We start from the raw sequence: 22,791 nt of genomic DNA on the forward strand, positions 1-22,791 counted from the left end.
GCAGCGAAAAACGCGCGAAACGCAGCCGGCAAATCAGCGTGCCGGCGCGGCATCCCGCTTTGTAGCACGAACGCTCATGCGGTGCAGAGCCGCCAACAAAAAAGCGGCCGAAGCCGCTTTTTTCGCATTCGCGCTGCCGGTTCAGGCCGGCTCGCCCGCAGCCGGCTTCAAGCCGATTGCTGGCGTGTGCGGCTGTAGCGCGACAGGACCGGAATCATCTGCGCGTAGATCTTCGGGTTACCCGCGACGATTTCGCCGACGTGCAGGAACTCCGAGTCGCCCGTGTAGTTGCCGACCAGGCCGCCGGCTTCCGTGATCAGCAGGCTGCCCGCGGCGACGTCCCATGCATTGAGGCCTTGCTCGAAGAAGCCGTCCATGCGGCCGGCGGCGACGTTCGCCAGATCGAGCGCGGCGGCGCCCGGGCGGCGCAGGCCCGCGCAGGCTTCGGTCATTTCGGCGAACTGGCGGCCGTAGGCTTCGAGGCCGTCGTTTTCGCGGAACGGGAAGCCGGTGCCGATCAGGCCGTCGGCCAGACGGTCGCGCTTCGCGACACGGATGCGGCGATCGTTCAGGAATGCGCCACGGCCGCGCGACGCGGTGTACAGGTCGTTACGGGTCGGGTCGTAGACCACGGCCTGCGTCACGGTGCCCTTGTGCGCGAGCGCGATCGACACGCAGTAGTACGGGAAGCCGTGGATGAAGTTGGTGGTGCCGTCGAGCGGATCGATGATCCACTGGTACTCGGATTCGTTATCCGACTTGCCGGATTCTTCGGCGAGGATCGCGTGATCGGGGTAGGCGGTCTTCAGCGTGTCGATGATCGCCGCTTCAGACGCTTTGTCGACCTCCGTGACGAAATCGTTGTGCTGCTTCTTGCTGACCTGAATCAGATCGAGGTCGAGCGATGCGCGGTTGATGATCTGGGCTGCGCGGCGTGCGGCCTTCACAGCGATATTGAGCATGGGATGCATGAGACTGGATCCTTGTGCCGGGGCAGCACGGCTGCTGGCCGGTAAATGAGCGCAAAATCTGCGCTGACGGGCGCCCGAAGAGCGCGAAAACAGCACGGAACGCCCGCCCGGCACAGGACCGGCGCGCATTCCGCCGACGGAGACGAATTGAATAAGAACGAGGCGCCCGGGTCGGCAAAGGGCCGAACCGGGCGCGAATGGCGGTATTTTACCTGAGTCCGGGCGACGCGGCAGCGTTCGCGTGGCGGGCGCGATCCGAGGGCAATGCGGGGCGGGGCAGCGGTGTCGCTGCCGCTATTTCGGAGTCGACCCGAGGTTGGCGCTACCATACGCGTCTTTAGCTTGCAGAATTCCATCGTGGACCATACCCACCATTCCTCCGATCCCGCCGTGGCCGATCTGCGCGGCGGCTTCACCTCGACGCGCTTCGTGCTCGTCGAACCTAGCCATCCGGGCAACGTCGGCGCGGCCGCGCGCGCGCTGAAGACTATGGGCTTCTCACGGCTCGTGCTGGTGTCGCCGCGTGTGCTGCACGTGCAGACCGATCCGGAAGCGATCGCGATGGCGAGCGGCGCCGACGACGTGCTCGCGTCCGCGCACGTCGTGCCGACCCTCGCCGACGCGCTGGTCGGCGTGCACTGGTCGATCGCGCTGACCGCACGGTTGCGCGAATACGGCCCGCCCCAATGGACGCCGCGTGCGGCGGCCGCCGTTGCGCATGAGCAGGCGGTGCACGGCGAAATCGCGCTGGTGTTCGGCAACGAGCGCACGGGCCTGTCGAACGAGGACGTCGAACGCTGCAGCGCGCTCGCGCATATTCCGGCCAATCCCGCCTACAGCTCGCTGAATCTCGCGCAGGCCGTGCAGGTGCTCGCCTACGAGTTGCGCACCGAGTATCTGTCGGAGGATGACACGGCGGCCCGCGCGCTCGTCGCGGCTCAGGCCGGCGCGGCGGCGCAGGGCGAGCCGGCCGGCCCGCGTGCCGCGAGCGATGAAATCGAAAGCATGTTCACGCATCTCGAAAGCGCGCTGGTCGCGCTCGAGTTTCTCGATCCGGCCAATCCGAAGAAGCTGATGTCCCGCTTGCGGCGTCTCTTCGCGCGTTCGGGGCTGGAGCGCGAGGAAGTCAACATCGTGCGCGGCATCGCCAAGCACATCCTGCTGAAGACGAAGCGCACGGACGGCAGCGCGTCCTGAGTGTTCAGGATGCGCCGATCGCCGCATTCCTCCGACGACCTTGCCGGTAGCGTGGACTTCCGGCAGGTTTCGCGCAATCGACCTACAATCCCCGAAACGTTCTAACTAAAGCTGCCGCCGTGCTAAGCGGCCGCGCCGCCGCCATGTGTGACGCAACACGCAGGCGGTCTTTCTCCCACAACACTCATTGCCTGCCATGTTCACGAGACTTCGCGAAGACATCGCCACGATCCGCGAGCGCGACCCCGCCGCCCGCAGCGCATGGGAAGTGCTCACGTGTTATCCGGGTCTGCACGCGCTCGTGCTGCACCGGCTCGCGCACGCGTGCTGGCAGGCAAAACGCCGCTGGCTCGCGCGTTTCGTCTCGCAGATGGCGCGCTTCATGACCGGCATCGAAATCCATCCGGGCGCGACGCTCGGACGGCGCGTGTTCATCGATCACGGCATGGGTGTGGTGATCGGCGAAACCGCGCAGATCGGCGACGATTGCACGATCTATCAGGGTGTGACGCTCGGCGGCACGTCGCTCACGCGCGGCGCGAAGCGGCATCCGACGCTCGAGCGCGGAGTGATCGTCGGGGCGGGCGCGAAGGTACTTGGCGGTTTCACCATCGGCGCGGACGCGAAGATCGGCTCGAACGCGGTGGTCACGAAGCCGGTGCCCGCACGCGGCACGGCGGTGGGCAATCCGGCGCGGATCATCGTGCCGGCGGCGGCCGCCACGGCGGCGAGCGGTGCCAACGCGGCTGCCAATGACGCGTCGCGCGATGCCAGGCAGACAAGCGAGCGCACAAGCGAACGCAGCGCGTTCTGCGCGTACGGCATCACGCCGAATGCGGACGATCCGGTGTCGCTGGCGATTCACGGTTTGATCGATCATGCCGCGACGCAGTCCAAACGTATCGATGAGATCGTCGACGCGTTGGAGCGCTTGGGCACGAGCCTCGAAGGTCTGCAAGGGGCCGATGCTGCGTTGCTCGATCTGCGGCGTTTGTCGGCCGCGATCGCGGGGAAAGTGGAAGGGGCGTTGGCGGAGCGTTGAGCGGCTCTGCGCCGGCAGGTTTTTACTCTCGACCCGCCGTTATCCCAACGGCAACGCCCGCACTCCATCCGCATCGATGCGCAAATACCCGCCGCGGTGTGCGCCGTGATCGAGATCCCAGTCCGGCAGTACCCAGCGCGTGCCGCCCGGCTCGCGATGCCGCGCGGGCAGATGCGTGTGCCCGTGGATGATGGTCGCCGCTTTTGACTTCCGGAATAACGCGGCAACGGCTTTCGACGTCACGTCATACTTCATCGACACCGGCCGCATGCGGCCATGCTCGCTCTTCGCGCGCATGTTCTCGGCAAGCTTCTGACGCCAGCGGAACGGCGAGGCCAGAAACAGCGTTTGCGCGAAACGGTTGCGCGCGAACCGCCGGAAAAATTGATAGCCATGATCCGCAGTGCATAGCGCATCGCCATGCGCGAGCGCGACGCGAATGCCGAACGCGGTGATCACGAACGGGTCGGGCAGCCAGATCGCGCCGGCCGTTTTCATGAAGCGCTTGCCCAGCAGAAAATCGCGATTGCCATGCATGATGTAGAGCGCGATGCCGCGCTCCGACAGCGTATGCAGCAGCGCCGCGATACGCGCGACGAACGGCTCGATCAGCATGTCGTCGCCGACCCAGTATTCGAACAGGTCGCCGAGAATGAACACCGAATCCGCCTCTTCGGCGGTGACGCGAATGAAATGTTCGAACGCGGCGACCGTGTGCGGAATCGCCTCGCTCAAATGAATGTCGGAGAGGAAAAAAAACGGGCGTGCGGCGCGCGGGCGTTGGCCCTCGCCAGGCACGCCCGCGGCGACGCTTCGCAGCGGCGTCTCTTGCAGCATTGAAGGTGCCTGATATCAGTTCGAACGAATCGTCGTCCGGTTCGCCTTAGTCGACGATCACAGCCTTTTCGATCACGACGTCGTCGGCCGGCACGTCCTGATGGAAGCCCTTCGAACCCGTCTTGACCTTCTTGATCTTCTCGACGATGTCCATGCCTTCCACCACTTTGCCGAACACCGCGTAGCCCCAGCCCTGCGGCGTCGGCGACGAGTGGTTCAGGAAGTCGTTGTCGTTCACGTTGATGAAGAATTGAGCGGTTGCCGAGTGCGGGTCGTTGGTGCGCGCCATCGCGATCGAACCGTTGACGTTCTTCAGACCGTTGTTCGCTTCGTTGTTGATCGGCTCGGCCGTCGGCTTCTGCTTCATGCCAGGTTCGAAACCGCCGCCCTGAATCATGAAGCCGTCGATCACGCGGTGGAACACCGTGTTGTCGTAGTGGCCGGCCTTCACGTAGTTGAGGAAGTTCTCAACCGACTTCGGCGCCTTCTCGGCATCCAGTTCGAGTTTGATGACGCCGTGGTTCGTATGCAGTTCAACCATGATGGAATCCTTTGATGAACGGGTGGGTAAAAGGGCGCGGCGAGTCGTCATGCGTTTCGTGGTGCATCGACGGCGGGCCGCGCCGGGGCGTGGATTGTGCATCAACGCGTCGACGTGCGCGCGTTGCAGCGCGTCTGCGAGTGTGTGCTCGCGTTGCTACGTGCGCCTGTTGCTCTCTTGTCTGCTTGTCGTATCTACTGCGTTACTTGCTGACCACCGTGGCCGATTGAATCACGATCGGCGTCTTCGGCACGTCGGTCATCGGGCCGCGCGAAGTGGTGGGCGTCCCTTCGATCTTCTTCACGACGTCCATGCCGCTCGTGACCTTGCCGAACACCGCGTAGCCGTTGCCGTCCGGATTCGGGTAGTCGAGGCCGGCATTGTCCACCGTGTTGATGAAGAACTGTGCGGTGGCTGAATTCGGATCACTGGTGCGCGCCATTGCGAGCGTGCCGGTCAGGTTCTTCAGACCGTTGCGGCTTTCCAGAGGTATGGGCGCGCGCGTCGGCTTTTCGGCGAAGCTCTGCGTGTAGCCGCCACCCTGAATCATGAAGCCCGGAATCACGCGATGGAAGATCGTGCCGCTGTACTGGCCGGACTTCACGTAGTCGAGAAAATTCGCGACCGACTTCGGCGCTTTCTCAGGATACAACTCGACGCGGATGTCGCCTTCCGATGTCTTGAGCAGGACGGACGGATGCGCGGCTTGCGAACCGGACTGGGCAAATGCGGGTGCGTTTGCGATCAGGGCGGCGCTGCCGAGCGCCAACATCAACCATTTCATGAAGATCCTCGGGGGTGGAAAAAACGGGCTGCCGAAACGTGCCGACACGCGTGCCGGCGCGTGCCGGCGTTACTTCGACGGCGCCATGTACGGCGGCATGGCGAGCGAGCCGTTCGCGCCGCCATACTGGAAGCTCGGTGTCTGCGGCATGGTCATGTTCGACGTGGCGCGGGCGGTGTTGTCGTCCGAGGGCGTGACGGCGGCTGCTCGCGCCGGCGGGCGGGCCTTCGGCGGCGCGACGATCTTCTGGATGTCGGCGAGACGCTGCGAGGTCGTGGCGCTTGCCTTGCCGAGGCCTTGCGCGCGCCGATAGGATTCGTTGGCCATGCGCAGATACAGGTCGCCGAGATTCTCGTATGCGAGGCCGTAGTTCGGATTGACCTTGATCGCCGTTTCGAGCGCGGCGCGTGCTTCGGTAAGATTGCCCTGCTTCGCGTAGAGCGCGGCAAGGTTGTTATACGGTTCGGGCAACTCGGGATACATCTGCGTGAGTTCCGTGAACGCGGCGATTGCTTCGTCGTCGCGCTTCATCTGGGCGAGCACCGTGGCGCGCTTGAACTTCGCCTGCGCGTCGCGCGGATTCGACGCGATGCGCGCGTCGAGCTGGGTCAAGGACGCCTCCCAGTTTTTCTGCGCGATCGACGCGTCGATTTCCGGCGTGTTGTCGCGCACCGCGGGACCTTGCGGCATCACGGGGGCCTTCTGTGCATAGGCCGCCGCAACCGGCAGGGCCGCGAGGGCGACAGCCACGGTGACGCGCAGGGCGAGGGCACGCATGGACTCACGTGCAGGGCCATGGCAGGCCGTCGCGGCGAGGGTCGCAGCGCTGCGCGCGCGGCCGCTGGAAGGTTTCATAGGCTTGGGTCTGGATGTTATACTCCGACCCATTCTAACAAAAGGTCTGCGCGTTCCGTCGAACCGCAAACTGTCTTTTCGCCACTCGTGGTCGTCTCCGCCTTGATCGCAGCTTGACCGCCGCACCAGGTGCACCGGTTTTGCTGTATGCGACGCACCCGCCGTCTTCTTCGCGGGGCGCGGCGCGTCTGAAACACAATGCGGATTTCTTTCGGCCCACGCACCGTTCTCTATGGAATCACTGCGCATCTACAACACGCTCGCGCGTGACAAGCAAACTTTCGTGCCGCTGCAAGCAGGCGTCGTGCGGATGTACGTCTGCGGGATGACCGTGTACGACTATTGTCACGTCGGTCATGCGCGGGTGATGGTCGTGTTCGACATCGTGCAGCGCTGGCTGCGCACGCTCGGCTACGACGTGACCTACGTGCGCAACATCACGGATATCGACGACAAGATCATCCGTCGCGCCGTCGAGAACGGAGAGACGATCAAGTCGCTGACCGACCGCTTCATCGACGCGTTGCATGAAGACGCGGACGCGCTCGGCATCCAGCGGCCCGACCTCGAACCGCGCGCCACCGACTTCATTCCTCAGATGCTCGGCATGATCGAGACGCTCGAAGCAAACGGCTACGCATACCAGGCAAGCGACGGCGACGTCAACTACGCGGTGCGCAAATTCGCGGGCTACGGCAAGCTGTCGGGCAAGTCGCTCGAAGACCTGCGCGCGGGCGAACGCGTCGCGGCCAACGACGCGAAAGAGGATCCGCTCGACTTCGTGCTTTGGAAACAGGCGAAGCCCGGCGAGCCCGCCGACACTGGCTGGGATTCGAAGTACGGGCGCGGCCGTCCCGGCTGGCATATCGAGTGCTCCGCGATGGGCTGCACATTGCTCGGCTCGCAATTCGACATTCATGGCGGCGGCCAGGACTTGCAGTTTCCGCACCACGAAAACGAAATTGCCCAAAGTGAAGCTGCTACCGGTCAAACCTTCGTCAATTACTGGATGCACAACGGCTACGTACAGATCGACAATGAGAAGATGTCGAAGTCGTTGAACAATTTTTTTACGATTCGTGAAGTGCTGGCGCAGTACGATGCAGAGGTCGTGCGTTTTTTCATCGCACGCGCGCATTACCGCTCGCCGTTGAACTACAGCGACGTGCATATCGACGACGCCCGCAACGCGCTTGCTCGTCTGTACACCGCGTTGAAGGATGTCACGCCGGACGCCGCGGAACTCGACTGGAACGAAGCGCATGCGCAGCGTTTCCAGGCGGCGATGAACGACGACTTCAACACACCGGTGGCAGTGTCGGTGTTGTTCGAGTTGGCAACTGAAGTGAACCGCACGCGCGACCCCGCGCTGGCCCGTCAACTGCGCTCGCTGGGCGCGGTGATCGGACTGCTCGGCCGCGACCCACGTGCGTATCTGCAGCAGGCCGCGGGTGCTGCCGTTGGCGCGCTCGAGCCCGCCGCGATCGAAGAGAAGATCGCCGCGCGCGTGGCCGCCAAGCAGGCGAAAGACTACGCGGCAGCAGACCGGATCCGGGCCGAATTGCTCGAGGCCGGCGTTGCACTTGAAGACAAACCCGGCGGGTTGACCGAGTGGCGGCGCGTGTGAGCGCACCTCGTACTTCCCTCTGATCGACTCGCCAGGCAGGAGGCAGGATGGCAACGGCCACGAAGACGCCGGCTAAACGAGCCACGTCTCAAACAAACGCGGCAGCCGCGGTAAAGTCGACACGCACGTCGGCTCGCGCGGGCGGCGCGGTACAGAAAGCATCGTCGAAGGCCACTGCGGTGGCGGCGAAGAGCGCAGCGGGCGTAGCGGCGGGGGCGGCGAAAAAGGCCACGGTCAAACGCGCGCTCAACGGCGCGTCCGCGCATGCGCCTGCCACGAAGCGCGCCAAGGTGTCGCGTGCGAAAAGCAATGGCGCATTGCCGGCCGAGCTGGCTGGTGACGTGCAGGAGCTCGCGCGCGACACGAACGCGGGCGAAGTCGTGCGCAAGACGCGCGCGTCGGCAAGCGCCGGCGGCGAAGCGGCGAATGCTAGTGAAGTTGCGGTGCCGGTGCAGATCGGCGGCCTCACGCCTGAGGTCACGCGGCCCGCGTATTGGGACAAGGCGTGTGCGGATCTCGTCAAGCGCGACCGTATCCTGAAGAAGCTGATTCCGAAATTTGGCCCGGTGCATCTGTTAAGCCGTGGCGACCCGTTCGTCACGCTTGCGCGTTCGGTGGTCGGGCAGCAGATTTCGGTCGCGTCCGCGCAGGCGGTGTGGGCGAAAGTCGAAGCCGCGTGTCCGAAGCTCGTGCCGCAGCAATTCATCAAGCTCGGTCAGGAGAAGCTGACCGCGTGCGGGTTGTCCAAACGCAAGGCCGAGTATGTGCTCGATCTCGCGCAGCATTTCGTGTCGGGTGCGTTGCACGTCGGCAAGTGGACGTCGATGGAAGACGAGGCGGTGATCGCCGAACTCACGCAGATTCGCGGCATCGGCCGCTGGACCGCGGAGATGTTCCTGATCTTCAATCTGTCGCGTCCCGATGTGCTGCCGCTCGACGACCTCGGCCTGATCCGCGCGATCAGCGTCAACTATTTCAGCGGCGAACCGGTGACGCGCAGCGAAGCGCGCGAGGTCGCGGCGAACTGGGAGCCGTGGCGCACCGTCGCCACCTGGTATATGTGGCGTAGTCTCGATCCGCTGCCGGTCGACTACTGAAGAACAAAAAACGAGGCCGTTTCAAAAACTATTGGCTGTTAGAATTCGATAGTTGCGAAATGGTTTTGACATCGGCGCGCGCGGTTAGAATACGCGCTGCCGGTAAGTCCAAGGATTACAACCAATGAAGACCACCTTTCTGGATTTCGAACAGCCGATCGCTGAACTCGAAGCGAAGATCGAAGAATTGCGCTTCGTGCAGGACGATTCGGCCGTCGATATTTCGGAAGAGATCGAGCGGCTGTCCAAGAAGAGTCAACAGCTGACCAAAGATCTGTACGCGAACCTCACGCCGTGGCAGGTTTCGCAAATCGCCCGTCATCCGCAGCGCCCGTACACGTTCGACTACGTGAGCGAGCTGTTCACCGATTTCCACGAACTGCATGGTGACCGCAACTATGCGGACGACCTGTCGATCGTCGGTGGCCTCGCGCGTTTCAACGGCCAGGCTTGCATGGTGATCGGCCATCAGAAGGGCCGTGACACGAAGGAGCGCGCGTTGCGCAACTTCGGCATGCCGCGTCCGGAAGGCTATCGCAAGGCCGAACGGCTGATGCGTCTCGCCGAAAAATTCAATCTGCCGATCTTCACGTTCATCGACACGCCGGGGGCCTATCCTGGCATCGGCGCGGAAGAACGCGGGCAGTCGGAAGCGATCGGCCGCAATCTGTACGTGATGGCCGAGCTGAAGACGCCGTTGATCGCGACGATCATCGGCGAGGGCGGTTCGGGCGGTGCACTCGCGATTGCCGTGGGCGACAGCGTGCTGATGCTGCAGTTCTCGACCTACTCGGTGATCTCGCCGGAAGGCTGTGCGTCGATTCTGTGGAAGAGCGCCGCGAAAGCGCCGGAGGCCGCGGAAGCGCTCGGCCTGACTGCGCATCGTCTGAAGGCGCTCGGGCTGATCGACAAGATCGTCAACGAGCCGCTCGGCGGCGCGCATCGCGATCCAAAGGGTATGGCTGCGATGCTGCGCCGTGCGCTCGCCGATTCGCTGCGCCAGTTCCAGGGCATGAGCATCAATGACCTGCGTCAACGCCGTTTCGAACGGTTGATGTCGTACGGCAAGTTCAAGGAAACGACGCCGGGTGCGTAAGCCCGCGCGCGTTCTCTTTCGTCAATTGGCGCCTCGCGCGCTAACGACGTGACTCCCACCGCCGATACACCTGCCGACCGCCTCGTCATCGAGGCGGTCGGCTTTGCGTTGTCCGCGCTTCCCCCTAGCGCGCGCATTGCGGTGGCGTTCAGCGGCGGAGTCGATTCCACTGTGCTGCTCGATGCGGCAGCGCGCGTTGCAGGTGCGTCGCGTTGCGTCGCGCTGCATGTGCATCACGGGCTGAGCCCTCATGCTGATGCGTGGCTCACGCACTGCGAGGGGTTTGCGCACGCGCGCGGCGTCGAGTTCGATGCGCGGCGCGTCGAGGTGGCGCGCGTGGGCGGCGTGAGCATCGAGGCCGCGGCGCGCGATGCGCGTTATCGCGCGTTGGATGCAATGTGCGCGGCGCGCGGCATTCACACGCTGTGGCTCGCGCAACATGCGGACGACCAGGCTGAAACCGTGCTGCTGCAATTGCTGCGCGGCGCGGGCCTCGCGGGTCTCGCGGCGATGGCGCCCGAGTTCCTCGCGGCGGGCGCGTGCGCGGCGCGTGTGAGGCCCTTGCTGCATCTGCTGCGGGCGCAACTCGAACAATACGCGAACGGACGCGCGCTACGCTGGGTCGACGACGAATCGAATGCGGACACGCGTTACGCGCGCAATGCGTTGCGTCGCGAGGTGACGCCGGCGCTGGCCGTCCACTTTCCCGGCTTTCGCGACGCGCTTGCGCGCACGGCCGCGCATGCGGCGTCGGCGCAGCGTTTGCTCGACGCGCTCGCGCGCATCGATATGGATGCGGTGTCCGAGGACGAAGGGCGCGCGCTTTCGCACGATGCGCTGCTCGCACTCGACGATGAACGCGCACTCAACCTGATGCGCTACTGGATGCGCACGCTGGGGTTCGTGGCGGCATCGAGCGCGCGGCTGAGCGATGCGCTGCGTCAGTTGCGCGAGGTGCGCGAGGTGCGTGAAGGGGAGGCGGCGAGCGGCGGACATCGTCTGCGTGTCGATCATGCGGGGCATGCGTTGCGCAGCTATCGCGGCCTCGTTTACTGGGAAGCGGGGGACAGCAGCGAGGCCGCCGATGAAACCGCGCTCGCCGCGCGCGAGATCAGCGAACTCGCGTGGCAGGGTGAGTCGATCTGGCGTTTGCCCCAGTGGCGGGGCACATTCGTGTTCTCGGTGACGCAGCCAGATGCAGCGGATGACGGCGTCAATAGCGAGGCCAGCTCTGACGCCAACGACACGATCCCCCTCGGCGTTCTGCAACGCGCGTTGTTGAGCGCTCGCGCGCGCAGCGGCGGCGAGCGGATGCGCACGAGCGACGCGCCCGGCGCACCGAACCGAACGCTGAAGAACCTGTTTCAGGAGCGCGGCATTCCCGCATGGAAGCGCGACGTGCCGCTGCTTTACGTCGGCGACGAACTGCTATTCGTGCCGCTGCTCGGCGTGAATCGCGCGGCCTTGTCCGCGGCGGAGGATCACGGCGGTCCGCGCGTCGGAATCAGCTGGCGTGAAGATCTGTTGATCGCCTGACCGGCCGGTCGGACGATCGCAAGCGCTGCACCGAAGCGCGAAATAGGGCGCAAATCCCCGTGCAACAAGCCTTTGCAGCACCGATTCCGCGCTTTTCGATCGCCGCTTCGGCTTGTCTTTTTACGCCCAATCGGGTACGTTAACCCGCTTGCCCGACCCGATTTCGCCGTCGCTTTTGTCGCTATAGCCGGTTGCGAGCGCGATCCGTCGTTTCCCTTAAGTCACTAGCGATCATTCCCGGGCAAACCCGCGCGTGTTGCACGCGCGCTGCATTTACGCCGCCACACACTTTGCCGTCGTTCACAAGACGTTGCGCTCCTGTGCTTTTGTGCGGTCGTCTCCAGCGCGCCAGCGCGGTTTCTCTTCCAGTTCAGAACGACAATGGCACTCATCGTACATAAATACGGCGGCACTTCGATGGGCTCGGTCGAGCGCATCAAGAACGTCGCCAAGCGCGTCGCGAAATGGCACAAGGCCGGCCACAAGATGGTCGTCGTGCCGTCGGCGATGTCCGGCGAAACCAACCGTTTGCTCGGTCTCGCGAAAGAAATCACGACTCAACCGAGCCCGCGCGAACTCGACATGATCGCCGCCACGGGCGAGCAGGCGAGCTCGGGCCTGCTGGCCATCGCATTGCAAGACGCGGGTGTCGACGCGGTCAGCTATGCCGGCTGGCAAGTGCCGATCAAAACGGATAGCGCGTTCACGAAGGCGCGTATCAGCGATATCGACGGCGAGCGCGTGCTGCGCGATCTCGACGCCGGCAAGGTGGTGGTGATCACCGGCTTCCAGGGCATCGACCCGGACGGCCACATCACCACGCTCGGCCGCGGCGGTTCGGACACGTCGGCGGTCGCGGTCGCGGCCGCACTTAAAGCCGATGAGTGCCTGATTTACACGGACGTCGACGGCGTGTACACGACCGACCCGCGCGTGGTCGAAGAAGCGCGCCGGCTCGACCGCGTGACGTTCGAGGAAATGCTGGAAATGGCCAGCCTGGGTTCGAAGGTGCTGCAGATCCGCTCGGTGGAATTCGCCGGCAAATATCAGGTGAAGACGCGCGTGCTGTCGAGCCTGACCGATCCGCTGATGCCGCTCGACGCTGAAATGAAGTCGGGCACCCTGATTACTTTTGAAGAAGACGAGACCATGGAAAAAGCAGTCATCTCGGGCATCGCGTTTCAGCGCGACGAAGCTCGTATCGCCGTGATGGGTGTGCCCGACAAGCCGGGTATCGCGTATCAGATTCTCGGCCCGGTGGCGGACGCAAATATCGACGTCGACATGATCATTCAGAACCAGAGCGTCGACGGCAAGACGGCGTTCACGTTCACGGTCGGCCGCGGCGACTATCAGCGCGCGATGGAGATCCTCACCGGCCAGGTGCAGGGTCATGTGCAGGCCGAGAAGGTGCTGGGCGATCCGAAGGTGTCGAAGGTGTCAGTGGTCGGCGTCGGCATGCGCTCGCATGTCGGTATCGCGAGCACGATGTTCCGCACGCTGTCGGAAGAGGGCATCAATATCCAGATGATCTCGACCTCCGAAATCAAGATTTCGGTGTTGATCGATGAGAAGTACATGGAACTCGCGGTGCGCGCGCTGCATAAGGCGTTTGATCTGGATCAGGCGTAAATGGCATGAACAGCGGGACGCTTTGAAGCGTCCCGTTTGTTTTGCACGGCCAATGTGAACGGATTGCGTCGGCAATGACAAAGCTGGCACAAAAACTGTTCTTCAGACATTGACCTTCTCGGTTCGGCCCGCTATTATCTTGGCTTCGTCGCACTGACTCCCTGTGCGACAGAAAGTTTGGGAGACGTGGCCGAGAGGTCGAAGGCACTCCCCTGCTAAGGGAGCATCTGGGCCAAAACCTGGATCGAGGGTTCGAATCCCTCCGTCTCCGCCAGTATTTGGTGGCTAAACCCCGCAGAGTCCAGGCTCTGCGGGGTTTTTCTTTGGGGCACTTGACCCCCTGACTGGTCAACTGACTAGCAAAAAGAAATCGCATCCGAGGTGCCCAACATCGTGAACGGCCTTGGACCTCTATGGGTTCCGGTGGCAAGCATACCGCGATTTTTCTGACCAGCGTGCGTCGTTCAGCCGGCAGTTAGGGGCGGGGTCATTGCGTTGACTCGGTCCGATCAGGCCTGGTTGATCAGCGATGGCTGCGTCGATAGGGCGAGCCGCCATCTTCCACGGTCGGGAGGTGACGGTGGGGGCGTGGGGTTCCTGGGCCGCCCCCGTCCAGTTCCAGTTTGCCGTTAGATCGTTGTCGCGAACACCTTCACATCATCGATGCTATTCCTGGACTCGCAGCATTGGCTGATCGAGTCCGTCGGGATGTTCCGCGGCACCAACGAAATCGCACCGGTGCATCCGGGGGACGTAGTAAAGAGGCGCTACAGTTCAACCCGGCAGCGGTGAGCTTCCCGCGCAACCATTCGAGCAGCGATGCCAGGCCGGGCGGGTGCCGATAGGATTCCTTCACCCAGCAGCTCAGCGCTGGCGCAGGTGGACGTGCGCACGTTGGATAGATCGTCGTCGGCAGCGAGGCTGCAACATCGCTCTCCGAGCATGGCCTGCACTCACCTTGGGGGGGCTATGTGTTTCGTTAAGCGCTAGGGGCTGACCTGGGTTCGTAAAAGGTGCCGTGGGCGGCGATCGCGTTGCGGGACACGAAAGACATTCGTGAAGTGAATATGGGTAAAGTCTGACACTTCGCTTGCGTCCCGGCGAACGTGCGGCACAATATATCCGTTCTTCACTACCACCCTTCATCATGTCGGACGCGATCACGCCGGTTAACTACTGCACCCATGCCATCGAGGACCTGAAAGAGACGATGAAGGGAGCCCGCGCACGCGGACTCACCGTCACGGCCGCGCACCTGGAAACCGTGATCGAAATGCTTGCAACAGCGCCCAAGTTTCTGCTGCCAAACTGCGGCGAGCTGATCGATACAGAGAACGTTCGCGAAACGCACCTCGAGCTTCTGCGACTGCCGTATCCGGTGACAGTGTTCGAGGCCCCGTGGCGCAAGGAGGAATTCGTTCCGGCTGCGACCGTGGCCGGTGTTGAAGAAAGCCTGTCGACGCGCCGGATTGCGCTGTGCTGGGAGATGACCGAGGACCACACGCCCGTTCGGGGGCTCAAGGAAATCCCGGTGTTTCGCCAGCACTATCGGGAAGGCGGCGTTTTCATTTATCCCATCTACTACTCCGATGAACTGAAAACGTGGAATCCCGGCGTAGGCGGAACATTCGTGCCGAGGGAGTTCCGTATTCCCGAAGGACACAAGCCCACACGGATGACGCAGATGATGCTGGACGTGAAAGTAAACGCGGGCCGGCTCCATCACAATTCATTTCAATATTTCGCAGAGCCCTTTGTGCTGCTCGAGGAGCTGTTCGAGATGGCGGTGGCGCAGAGTCAGGGTGATGTCGATGCGGCGCTTGCCCGTCTGACCTATGACGCCAACGACGAAGTACACATGGCAATTCAGGCTTGCGCAGTGTTGAACTGCGCCAACGTGGGGACCGTCGATGTGCATCCGAAGCCCGCCATGAACGCGCGACGACTGGCCATGCGCCGGCCGCCGTTTTTCACGTACAAGGTCCTGCAGCTCGCAGCAGGAAAGGTGGCCGCCGGCGAAAAAGGATCGGGCTCGCATTCGGCGCCGCGCACGCATCTGCGCCGTGGTCATATCCGTCGGCTGGAGAACAGGGTGACGTGGGTCCGGCCTGCGGTTGTTAATGCGGGTAGCGAACGCGGTGTCGTGGCGAAGGACTATCGCATTGCTGGAAACGAATTCTAGAGCGCTTTCACGTCAGGCGGCGAATTGAAGCCAACACCGGGCTATCCCAGGCGTGAAGCGCACACGCGAGTCGCCGGCGTCGTTGCAGTCGATTGTCACAAGGGCTGTCGTGCGGGAAGCGGCGGCGGTGCGTCGCTGCTTACAAAATTCTGCAACCTGGCCCACGCTGCTCGATATTGATGAGCGCAGATGCAATGGAGCTGGCGGTCATGCAAGGCGAGTACGGCTTCGAGATCCGCTCTCCCCTGCTCGCGCAGTGCACGCACTAGTCCATAGCCGCAGGGGCCTGCCTCATGGCAAATACTGAGCTCCGATGGTGCGCCAAGTCTCGAAAGCGCTTTGGTTAGCGAAATGACGCTATAGCGGGTCGTGCCGACGAAGTGAGGATCGTCCCGTGAATAGGCCGCCGCCGATGCGATAGCAATCGAATCCTTGTGTACGTCGAGCCCCACATAAAACTTGACCTTGTCCATGACTGTCTCCGCCGTTCAGTGAAGGTCGTCCGATTATCGGACGACCGCCTACGCCGCGTTTCTCCGAAAACCATCATGTCTTAAGCGGCGCGCTCAACAAGGCGGGATTGCTGAGCGCAAAGCGATGATCGATCGTACGCACAGATTGCCGGTCTCGCAGCAGGCGCGACTTGTTGGTATCGCAAGATCGAGCGTGTATTACCGGCCGCAACCGGTGAGCGAGGCAGGCCAGTTGCTGATGCGCCGGATCGATGAACTGCACATGGAGTTTCCGTTTGCCGGAGCGCGGATGCTGACGCGCCTGCTGCGTCGCGAGGCACACGAGATTGGCCGTAGACGCGTGCGCACGCTGATGAAGCGCATGGGTATCGAGGCGTTGTACTGCAAGCCGAACACGAGCCGACGCAATGCGCAGCACAAGGTCTGGCCGTATCTGCTGCGGGGCATGACGATCGATCGGGCAAACCAGGTCTGGGCACTGGATACGAGTTATATCCCGATGGCGCGCGGCTTCGTATATCTGAGCGCCGTGGTGGACTGGGCCAGCCGGAAGGTACTGGCCCACCGCGTAGCGATCACGATGGAGGCGATGCACGCTGTCGAGGCGTTGGAAGAAGCGTTCGCAAAGTACGGGCAACCTGAGATCGTCAATACCGATCAGGGCAGCCAGTTCACCGCGACAGCGTTCACCGACGCCGTGCTCAGCCGGGGCATCCGCTTGTCCATGGACGGCAAAGGTGCCTGGCGAGACAACGTGTTCGTCGAGCGCGTGTGGCGAAGCGTGAAATATGAAGAGGTGTATCTGAAAGCCTATGAATCGGTCGGCCACGCCCGGCGCTCAATCGGCGATTACATCAATCTGTACAACCAGAGACGACCTCATTCGAGTCTGGAAGACCGCACGCCGGATGAGGCATACTTCGCGACGCTGCCTGCGATCAAATTGGCAGCATGACTGCTCCGGACGTTCCACTTAAAAATCTCAGAAGACTGTCCGAACAGGTGAGGCCATCTCTCATTATGATTTTCATCAAGACCGTCGAGCTTTCCTTTCCAGGTTGATCAAGGAAAAAGCTTAGTTCGTCAGTGTTGAACTGAATCTCTTTCATCATGCCGGGTTGTGGGGAATCCATCCTCATTGCGCGGTCAGGCGCATTGCGAACTCCATCCACATCGATGCTGTGTTGTCGCAAATTTTCGTAGGCTGTGTATGCGGTGGCGGTCGTGAGTATTGCCCTGTTAGATGCCGAAATCCGTGTGCCCCGTTGGGCCAGTGCTTGCGTATGGCGTTCAGCCCTGAAGGCTGCCCATCCTCCGGCCCATGCGGCGACAAAGGTCGCTACAGCAGTGACACCGAAGTCAACAAGCTTTCCGAGAGTTGTTGCGAAGTTAGGCCATCACCCCACGCCAGCATCAAAAAAACGAAAGCGAAGCCCAGTATTGTGCCTAGCCCAATCCACCCGAGCCAGCGCAGCGTTGTGGGGACCTTGGAACAGTCCATGGGCCTCCCGGGGAAAGAAGTTTTCTGGTTATTCCGAACTTCCTGGATAGACTCAACATAGTTTGCTACATGAGCTTTGGCAAATCCCTCTCGATCAGGCCTACTAACCGAGGTGCGAGCTGGCCGCTGACTTTGACGATACCGCTTGACGCGAATGCCACCTGTCCACGCACGCCTTCGTGGACCAGCTCGAATACCGCAGAGTCTACGCTGTAGCGCAGATCATTGAGCAATTTCATGTTTTCAACAATCATTCCCTGCTTAGACGCAAACTCCATACGAGCGACCAGATCTTCGTCAACGACTGCGCCGACCACTTTCAGCCCGACAAGTTTTGTTGATTCGACGCTATCGAAGACCGTCGTTGGCTTAGCTTTCTCGAAAGTCAATGCCTTGCTGCGGAAGCCAAGGCCCGCGAGTGACTCCAACGCGTTCAACAAGTCACGCAGGTTTCGACCAGGATTTTCCACGCGGAGGAAGGTCGCTTCATCGACATCTATAATTGCGAAGTCCTTGAAGCTGACGCTCGCGATCTCCTCGTAAGACGGTGCGCCGTCGTCGTCCAACCGCGTCACGACGACCTTTGTTCGCCACAGGAAGCGAAACTTCAGGGTGCCGAGCTCGTCCTCGATGCTGGAGAATCCAAAACTCGCGTCTTGCGTTAGCGGCTTGTCGGCGATCCTGGAGAGTAAGCTAAAGTCTTTGCTTGGAAACTGGATTCTGTACCAGCGGTATCTAGTAAACATCACGCAGCTCCGGCTGATGGGCTGGCGAACTCTGCGCGAAGCTTTAACACAAGCTCTCGCGACTTCGCTTCGATGACACGAGAGACTGTATCAATTTCGCTCTTGAAGGGAGGGCGACGACGGGAGGAAACCTTCCCGTCTTCGACCGGGAATACTCCATTCAGAATGAAGGAAAATCCGATGCAATCCTTGTGGTCAGCGAACACGGCCTCAATGTCATAGACATTTCCCAGGCCCATCGTTTCAGTTGCGGTCCAGCCGATTTTGATAATGTAGTAATCTTCTTCGTCGAGAAGCTCATTCAGGAGTTGGGACCGGGTCACGCCATTTCCGCGCAAGAAAACACGTTCCACATGTGTGTCCGGGTCGCTTGGTGAGTTGTCGTCCGATTCCTCGTCACTAGGCTCAGGTTTGGCTTTGTAGACGTAGACGTCCGTTACGTCGCGGCGCACGTAACCAGGCAGATTCGTCATTAATTCGTGAAAGAACTTCGAGCGTAGCTTGGGAGACGGAACATCGAACAGAGATACAACCACTTTGGTCAGGGGTGCCTCAGCAGCTTTCTCAATTTTTCCGAGTAGTGTTTCCCGGACGTCATTCAAATACTCATTCTGAGTATTCCGAATGATATAGCCATCAGCCGCCTTCAAAAACTCCACTGTGCCGTCACGCACCTGAACTTGAGTGAACTCGCTTCGTTTGTAGTCGACCGTAGAGTATTGGACGTGCATGGTCAGACTGTTACCATCCCGCGATACTTGGATCACGTCGCCAGCCGCTTCGAGTTCTTGCTTTAATTGCTCCACGGCCGATTGTAGTTCGGCAATATCGCCAAGACCTGTCACGTCCATCGATGTGATTCGCTCTCTGCGAGGTGCGATTCCCAGTCTCGCGGCAACGTCCTTGTGGTCGTAGTAGTCATGGGTCAGTCTGGAAAAGTATTTTGCCAAATCCTCGCGCGGTGTTTTCTTGCCAACAATGATGTTGCGACGCTGAAACAACTTCATGACGGTCGCTGTATCCACCTTGTGCTGAGTCAGCGCGTCAAAAATATTTTTGTCGGTTGCGTAATAGAGCGACGGTCCGTGAATCCGCTTTTTCATTCTCGCCACCCCATGTCGCCAGGGTTGTAAGTGCTCGTTACGCTTGTAACCCTATCAATTTCTATCTGATCCAAGATGGCCTCACGTGCTGGGTCAAAGCCCCACGCCTTCGCATACTTTTTCTTCGCCGTCTGAAAGACGCTCTTCAGGTCATCGATAACGTCACCGCTGGTCACCCTAATGCGAATTTTTTCGCTCGATTCCAACATCTGATACCTCGAAAGACTATCTAGGAAGTACTCGAATTCTTCTGGTGACTCGCCGGGGCTGTTATAGTAGATAACATAGCCCGCGTCGTGCTGATCCGCTGGTCCGTGTTTGATGATGATGTAGGGGCCGGTGAGTGACTCAATGGTGGCAGCTTGCCCCCAGACATCCCCTTGACGACGAGACATCACCAGATCGGGATAGAAAAAAGTATAATCCTTTGGCAGCTCGTCGCCAGCTCGCAGGCGAATGATGTCGTTGCCAATGCTGTAAAGCCGTTGGATGTCGTGAGGACCAAGAAAATGCAGCAATGTCCCGGGCGCTACCGGCAACGCCTGCAAGTCCATCTTGTCAACAGCCTCGTAGAACGGCTTTTCATAACCGTTGTCATGGTTGTGAATGAACAACATCCCACGCACCTCGTGCGGCTCCGACAAATCGACCGAATATTTCTTACGCCATTCGCTCGACTCCTTCGCGCATTCGATGGTCATACACAATGATTTGAATGCGCCTCGGAGTTTCGTTGACGTAATCGAGTCCGCGGCATAGCTTTTTAAGTCAGTGTGCAAATAGACGCGTTTACCAAGGTATGGGTCATCGTAAAAAAATACGACATCTCCTGGATGCGTGTCCTTCGGCTTGCCACCTTCCCCGAGATGTTTCTCGTTAGTGCACGCGAAATTGTCGTCGCGTTTCTGATGCGTCTCCCATAGGAAATGCCTGAAGACATCCTTCGATATTTTTGCGGCGATCTCGCCGATGTTTGCGGTCTCTGCCACTTAGCCCTCGGAGCCGTTTGGTCAATGAAGAAAGTCGTGGAATGATGCGTTTCGCATAAGCGAGGTGCTCCACGCTATGATGATAGCAGGCGATGAACAGGCTTCAGGGCGTTCAGCGCTCGCAAGTAACAAGTCACAACGTCAATCTTGTGCCACCCTGGCGCTCCTTCGCTCGTCGCAACTGCTATTCAAATCTACCTTTTTGGGCGGCAAGCTTGGCAAGTAACTGCAACGCCCGATCCCGTGCAGCCGGACTTCTCGCATTGGCAACAATGCTGATGCCAATGCGATGCTGGATTCAGTCGCCTTGATTGCTGAAATGATTTCGTTTGTTGAATCTCCGATTCGGATCGCTGGTGACAGTGTAGTGGTTGCCGCTGGCTCAGGTGGTGTGTGACGAGTAGGGCTGGTTGTCTGGTCCCGCCTGCGTGAGCACCTATGGTCAATCAAGCGGACGTATGGATCGCGGCAGAGTCAGTAGATAGTCGCCCGGGACTACCCCACTGAGGTGACTATATACGCTTGCTCCAGGCATATTTGCAGACTTGGCTTCTGCCCCCGCCCTGCCGCAGCCCTTAAGCCACGCTGGTTTCCCAGCGTAGGGCCAACGTTTGCGTCGACGACGTCATATTGGCTAGCAACGTCTACGTAGTGATTTCTCGAGACCATACAACGCATGCCGCGTAATCCAAAGGTGCAGGGCACCTGGCGGCGTCGAACGCTGTAACACATATCGAATCCTCACGGTCGCTGGTCCACAGCGGAGATGCAAGCGACGCTACTGGTATATCGTCGTTTCCGCTGAGTACCGAAAAATGCGCCATTCCTGTGGCAATGCCAGTACCGAGAGCTTTAAGAAACGCTTCCTTGGCAGTCCAGACGTTATAAAAGACGTCATCACGAAATCGCTCCGGAAGCGACATAACATACGCGTGCTCGTGCGGCGAAAAAACAGTTGGAGAGAGCGAGAGCCAGTGGCCGACTCGATTGACGACTTCAATATCTACCCCCACGCGGCGTCTATCGGACAGAACGAGCAGCGCGTAGTGTCCAGAATGCGCGATATTGAAATCAAGGGTTTTGCTCAGACCGGTCCCTTCCTGACTCGTGAGCCTCGGCCTGCCATTTTTGTCTCGCTCAAATCGTAGTGCGCGCGGGGGAACGCCAAGTCGTTCGCCAAGCGTCTCCCGAAGCGCTAGCCGTGTCGCCGCAAAACGTAGCGCGTCGTCTTTCCGTATGTAGCGGCTGGCATGCGCTCGCTCTTCGGCTGAAAGCACGGAGAACGCTGGGTGATTCGTTGGCGCTTCCAAATCGATATCGACACGCATCAGCTCCACGCCCGCAGCACGCGCGCGCGGAACATCGACACAATGGTTGATCGTAGGTCGAGTAGCAAATGCGTAGGCCATGTTAGGCTCTGTCCATAACTTTTTTCTACTGGCCTGAACGTACAGGCCAGAGACACGGACACCTGGTAGATATCAGCGGATCTGTGGTAACGAGCGGAGCCCGACGAAAGTCCTCGCTGAAGCAAACGAAGCGTTCGACCAGGTGATCGCGCCGAGGAAAGTGAAGCAAGCACGGGAATGCGACAGTGGCAAGCCATCGTTTGCCAGTCAATTGGCGAAACACGCTCACCGTCGACAATCCGCTGGGCGATCGCCTAAGAGCAGCCCGATGATAGGCTCAATAGCGGGCGTCCTCGGGTTTGTCGCCATTGGGCCAATCAGCTGCTTTGTCTGCATAGTCGGGCCGCGGGTGACTATTCACATAGGACGCGATGTCGATCGCATCCTGATCCGACAAACTGCCACCTTGGCCAAGCGGCATATTGTGTGCGATGAAAGCGGCGGCCGGCCCTACGCGCGCCATGCTTGCTCCGATGTTGTACGACGCATCGCCCCACAACGGCGGCACCGCGTACGTCGCGCCGCTTCGCATCCCGCTGCCACTTGCACTATGGCATGCTGCGCACTTCTGTATATAGATGGCCTGGCCATGAGCCGTGTCGGGGTCGCGAGCCGAGGCAAGGTGGCCCATGCCGCGACCCGGTCCGAACTGACGGGGCGCTATACCGCGCGACAAGAACGACATGTAGGCGACCAACGCCTTCATCTCCATCGAATCAAGCGCAAGTGGCACGCCATTTTCGGATCGTCTGAAGCAATCGTTTATCCGCTGCTCCAGCGTAACGGCCGTGCCGCTGCGTGCGCTGTACGCCGGCAGCACGCCGGTAATGCCATACCACGGTGACGCGTTTGGCCGAGTTCCTCCGTCGATATGGCAGCTTGCGCAGGACATGCCACCAGGCACATGGCCCGGTGCATAGCGCGGCGTGTCGAGCACGATATGGCGGCCCAGCTCAATCGAACTGCGCTCGGGACCTTCTGGAAGATTCGCAATTGCTGCGTCAGTTTCGTCCGCATAGACGTGCACTGCTTGCACCAGGAGAAAAAGCGTGCACAGAATCGTTCTTTGCATCGTTGGTTCCTATTGAGACATCTGAATTCGGTTCTTGAAACAATAATTTCGTCTGCGTAGGCGAGCGTCAGGCTGACCATGTCAACGCCTGGCAACTGTTG

At 60.7% G+C, this 22,791-nt stretch carries 19 protein-coding genes, 1 tRNA gene and 1 pseudogene; 10 read left to right on the top strand and 11 right to left on the bottom strand.

All coding sequences use genetic code 11. The features are described 5' to 3' along the window. Positions 1-167 precede the first annotated feature (167 nt). Complete coding sequence (locus BGI01S_RS04735; RefSeq protein ID WP_042322854.1) at positions 168-971, bottom strand: inositol monophosphatase family protein; 804 nt, start codon at positions 969-971, stop codon at positions 168-170. A gap of 357 nt (positions 972-1,328) precedes the next feature. On the opposite strand from BGI01S_RS04735, the gene BGI01S_RS04740 reads away from it, so the two are divergent. Continuing rightward, positions 1,329-2,168: an RNA methyltransferase gene (locus BGI01S_RS04740; RefSeq protein ID WP_042324384.1), complete on the top strand. Its 840-nt coding sequence runs from the start codon at positions 1,329-1,331 to the stop codon at positions 2,166-2,168. A 196-nt stretch (positions 2,169-2,364) separates the two neighbouring features. Continuing rightward, a complete protein-coding gene (gene cysE, locus BGI01S_RS04745) occupies positions 2,365-3,210 on the top strand; it encodes a serine O-acetyltransferase (RefSeq protein WP_042322856.1) in 846 nt (281 codons plus the stop codon). 39 nt (positions 3,211-3,249) lie between these two features. On the opposite strand, the gene BGI01S_RS04750 is transcribed toward cysE, so the two are convergent. From BGI01S_RS04750 to BGI01S_RS04765, 4 genes are all read right to left on the bottom strand, one after another. Then, positions 3,250-4,047, bottom strand: a complete 798-nt coding sequence (locus tag BGI01S_RS04750) for a UDP-2,3-diacylglucosamine diphosphatase (RefSeq protein WP_042322858.1) — start codon at positions 4,045-4,047, stop codon at positions 3,250-3,252. Positions 4,048-4,093: 46 nt separating this feature from the next. Beyond that, positions 4,094-4,588, bottom strand: a complete 495-nt coding sequence (locus BGI01S_RS04755; RefSeq protein WP_042322861.1) for a peptidylprolyl isomerase — start codon at positions 4,586-4,588, stop codon at positions 4,094-4,096. Between the two features lie 202 nt (positions 4,589-4,790). Then, positions 4,791-5,372, bottom strand: coding sequence for a peptidylprolyl isomerase (locus BGI01S_RS04760; protein WP_042322863.1), 582 nt, complete (start codon positions 5,370-5,372; stop codon positions 4,791-4,793). A 69-nt stretch (positions 5,373-5,441) separates the two neighbouring features. Continuing rightward, a complete protein-coding gene (locus BGI01S_RS04765) occupies positions 5,442-6,227 on the bottom strand; it encodes a tetratricopeptide repeat protein (RefSeq protein WP_042322865.1) in 786 nt (261 codons plus the stop codon). A gap of 232 nt (positions 6,228-6,459) precedes the next feature. Between BGI01S_RS04765 and cysS the strand changes: the two genes are divergently transcribed. The 7 genes from cysS to BGI01S_RS04800 all read left to right on the top strand — a co-directional run bounded on the left by cysS (position 6,460) and on the right by BGI01S_RS04800 (position 15,397). Continuing rightward, the gene (gene cysS / locus BGI01S_RS04770; RefSeq protein ID WP_042322867.1) at positions 6,460-7,854 is read left to right on the top strand and encodes a cysteine--tRNA ligase; all 1,395 of its coding nucleotides are present in this window, start codon (positions 6,460-6,462) and stop codon (positions 7,852-7,854) included. 47 nt (positions 7,855-7,901) lie between these two features. Continuing rightward, a complete protein-coding gene (locus tag BGI01S_RS04775) occupies positions 7,902-8,951 on the top strand; it encodes a DNA-3-methyladenine glycosylase family protein (protein WP_042322868.1) in 1,050 nt (349 codons plus the stop codon). A 124-nt stretch (positions 8,952-9,075) separates the two neighbouring features. Beyond that, positions 9,076-10,047: an acetyl-CoA carboxylase carboxyltransferase subunit alpha gene (locus tag BGI01S_RS04780; protein WP_042322870.1), complete on the top strand. Its 972-nt coding sequence runs from the start codon at positions 9,076-9,078 to the stop codon at positions 10,045-10,047. Between the two features lie 48 nt (positions 10,048-10,095). Continuing rightward, positions 10,096-11,583: a tRNA lysidine(34) synthetase TilS gene (tilS, locus tag BGI01S_RS04785; RefSeq protein WP_042322872.1), complete on the top strand. Its 1,488-nt coding sequence runs from the start codon at positions 10,096-10,098 to the stop codon at positions 11,581-11,583. Positions 11,584-11,964: 381 nt separating this feature from the next. Next, a complete protein-coding gene (locus BGI01S_RS04790; RefSeq protein ID WP_042322873.1) occupies positions 11,965-13,215 on the top strand; it encodes an aspartate kinase in 1,251 nt (416 codons plus the stop codon). A 180-nt stretch (positions 13,216-13,395) separates the two neighbouring features. Continuing rightward, a tRNA-Ser gene (locus tag BGI01S_RS04795) sits at positions 13,396-13,489 on the top strand. Positions 13,490-14,362: 873 nt separating this feature from the next. Further along, positions 14,363-15,397, top strand: coding sequence for a hypothetical protein (locus BGI01S_RS04800; protein WP_042322875.1), 1,035 nt, complete (start codon positions 14,363-14,365; stop codon positions 15,395-15,397). 95 nt (positions 15,398-15,492) lie between these two features. Here the strand turns inward: BGI01S_RS04800 and BGI01S_RS30740 are convergent, their stop codons facing one another. Next, positions 15,493-15,870 carry a hypothetical protein gene (locus BGI01S_RS30740; RefSeq protein WP_174447381.1) on the bottom strand — a complete coding sequence of 126 codons (378 nt, stop codon included), beginning with the start codon at positions 15,868-15,870 and terminating at the stop codon, positions 15,493-15,495. A gap of 70 nt (positions 15,871-15,940) precedes the next feature. On the opposite strand from BGI01S_RS30740, the pseudogene BGI01S_RS30060 reads away from it, so the two are divergent. After that, positions 15,941-16,825, top strand: a pseudogene (locus BGI01S_RS30060) (IS3 family transposase); the annotation flags it as partial. Between the two features lie 611 nt (positions 16,826-17,436). Here the strand turns inward: BGI01S_RS30060 and BGI01S_RS04810 are convergent. From BGI01S_RS04810 to BGI01S_RS29300, 5 genes are all read right to left on the bottom strand, one after another. Beyond that, complete coding sequence (locus BGI01S_RS04810; RefSeq protein WP_042322878.1) at positions 17,437-18,117, bottom strand: hypothetical protein; 681 nt, start codon at positions 18,115-18,117, stop codon at positions 17,437-17,439. Further along, positions 18,117-19,220, bottom strand: a complete 1,104-nt coding sequence (locus tag BGI01S_RS04815; protein WP_042322880.1) for a hypothetical protein — start codon at positions 19,218-19,220, stop codon at positions 18,117-18,119. Before BGI01S_RS04815 ends, BGI01S_RS04810 begins: the two co-directional genes overlap by 1 nt. Next, complete coding sequence (locus BGI01S_RS04820) at positions 19,217-20,209, bottom strand: hypothetical protein (RefSeq protein ID WP_042322881.1); 993 nt, start codon at positions 20,207-20,209, stop codon at positions 19,217-19,219. The genes BGI01S_RS04815 and BGI01S_RS04820 overlap by 4 nt, the downstream gene beginning before the upstream one ends. Before the next feature lie 644 nt (positions 20,210-20,853). Then, positions 20,854-21,618: a 4'-phosphopantetheinyl transferase family protein gene (locus BGI01S_RS29295; RefSeq protein ID WP_084585264.1), complete on the bottom strand. Its 765-nt coding sequence runs from the start codon at positions 21,616-21,618 to the stop codon at positions 20,854-20,856. Between the two features lie 277 nt (positions 21,619-21,895). Beyond that, positions 21,896-22,690: a c-type cytochrome gene (locus tag BGI01S_RS29300; RefSeq protein WP_042322883.1), complete on the bottom strand. Its 795-nt coding sequence runs from the start codon at positions 22,688-22,690 to the stop codon at positions 21,896-21,898. Positions 22,691-22,791 lie beyond the last annotated feature (101 nt).

Source organism: Paraburkholderia ginsengisoli NBRC 100965 (assembly GCF_000739735.1).
Classification (GTDB): Bacteria; Pseudomonadota; Gammaproteobacteria; order Burkholderiales; family Burkholderiaceae; genus Paraburkholderia; species Paraburkholderia ginsengisoli.

Coding starts and splice junctions, on each gene's coding strand:
- BGI01S_RS04750 (WP_042322858.1), bottom strand. CDS start 4,047: ATGCTGCAAGAGACGCCGCTGCGAAGCGTCGCCGCGGGCGTGCCTGGC.
- BGI01S_RS04735 (WP_042322854.1), bottom strand. CDS start 971: ATGCATCCCATGCTCAATATCGCTGTGAAGGCCGCACGCCGCGCAGCC.
- cysS (WP_042322867.1), top strand. CDS start 6,460: ATGGAATCACTGCGCATCTACAACACGCTCGCGCGTGACAAGCAAACT.
- BGI01S_RS04800 (WP_042322875.1), top strand. CDS start 14,363: ATGTCGGACGCGATCACGCCGGTTAACTACTGCACCCATGCCATCGAG.
- BGI01S_RS04810 (WP_042322878.1), bottom strand. CDS start 18,117: ATGTTTACTAGATACCGCTGGTACAGAATCCAGTTTCCAAGCAAAGAC.
- BGI01S_RS04775 (WP_042322868.1), top strand. CDS start 7,902: ATGGCAACGGCCACGAAGACGCCGGCTAAACGAGCCACGTCTCAAACA.
- BGI01S_RS04790 (WP_042322873.1), top strand. CDS start 11,965: ATGGCACTCATCGTACATAAATACGGCGGCACTTCGATGGGCTCGGTC.
- BGI01S_RS04780 (WP_042322870.1), top strand. CDS start 9,076: ATGAAGACCACCTTTCTGGATTTCGAACAGCCGATCGCTGAACTCGAA.
- BGI01S_RS04765 (WP_042322865.1), bottom strand. CDS start 6,227: ATGAAACCTTCCAGCGGCCGCGCGCGCAGCGCTGCGACCCTCGCCGCG.
- cysE (WP_042322856.1), top strand. CDS start 2,365: ATGTTCACGAGACTTCGCGAAGACATCGCCACGATCCGCGAGCGCGAC.
- BGI01S_RS04760 (WP_042322863.1), bottom strand. CDS start 5,372: ATGAAATGGTTGATGTTGGCGCTCGGCAGCGCCGCCCTGATCGCAAAC.
- BGI01S_RS29295 (WP_084585264.1), bottom strand. CDS start 21,618: ATGGCCTACGCATTTGCTACTCGACCTACGATCAACCATTGTGTCGAT.
- BGI01S_RS04815 (WP_042322880.1), bottom strand. CDS start 19,220: ATGAAAAAGCGGATTCACGGACCGTCGCTCTATTACGCAACCGACAAA.
- BGI01S_RS29300 (WP_042322883.1), bottom strand. CDS start 22,690: ATGCAAAGAACGATTCTGTGCACGCTTTTTCTCCTGGTGCAAGCAGTG.
- BGI01S_RS30740 (WP_174447381.1), bottom strand. CDS start 15,870: ATGGACAAGGTCAAGTTTTATGTGGGGCTCGACGTACACAAGGATTCG.
- BGI01S_RS04755 (WP_042322861.1), bottom strand. CDS start 4,588: ATGGTTGAACTGCATACGAACCACGGCGTCATCAAACTCGAACTGGAT.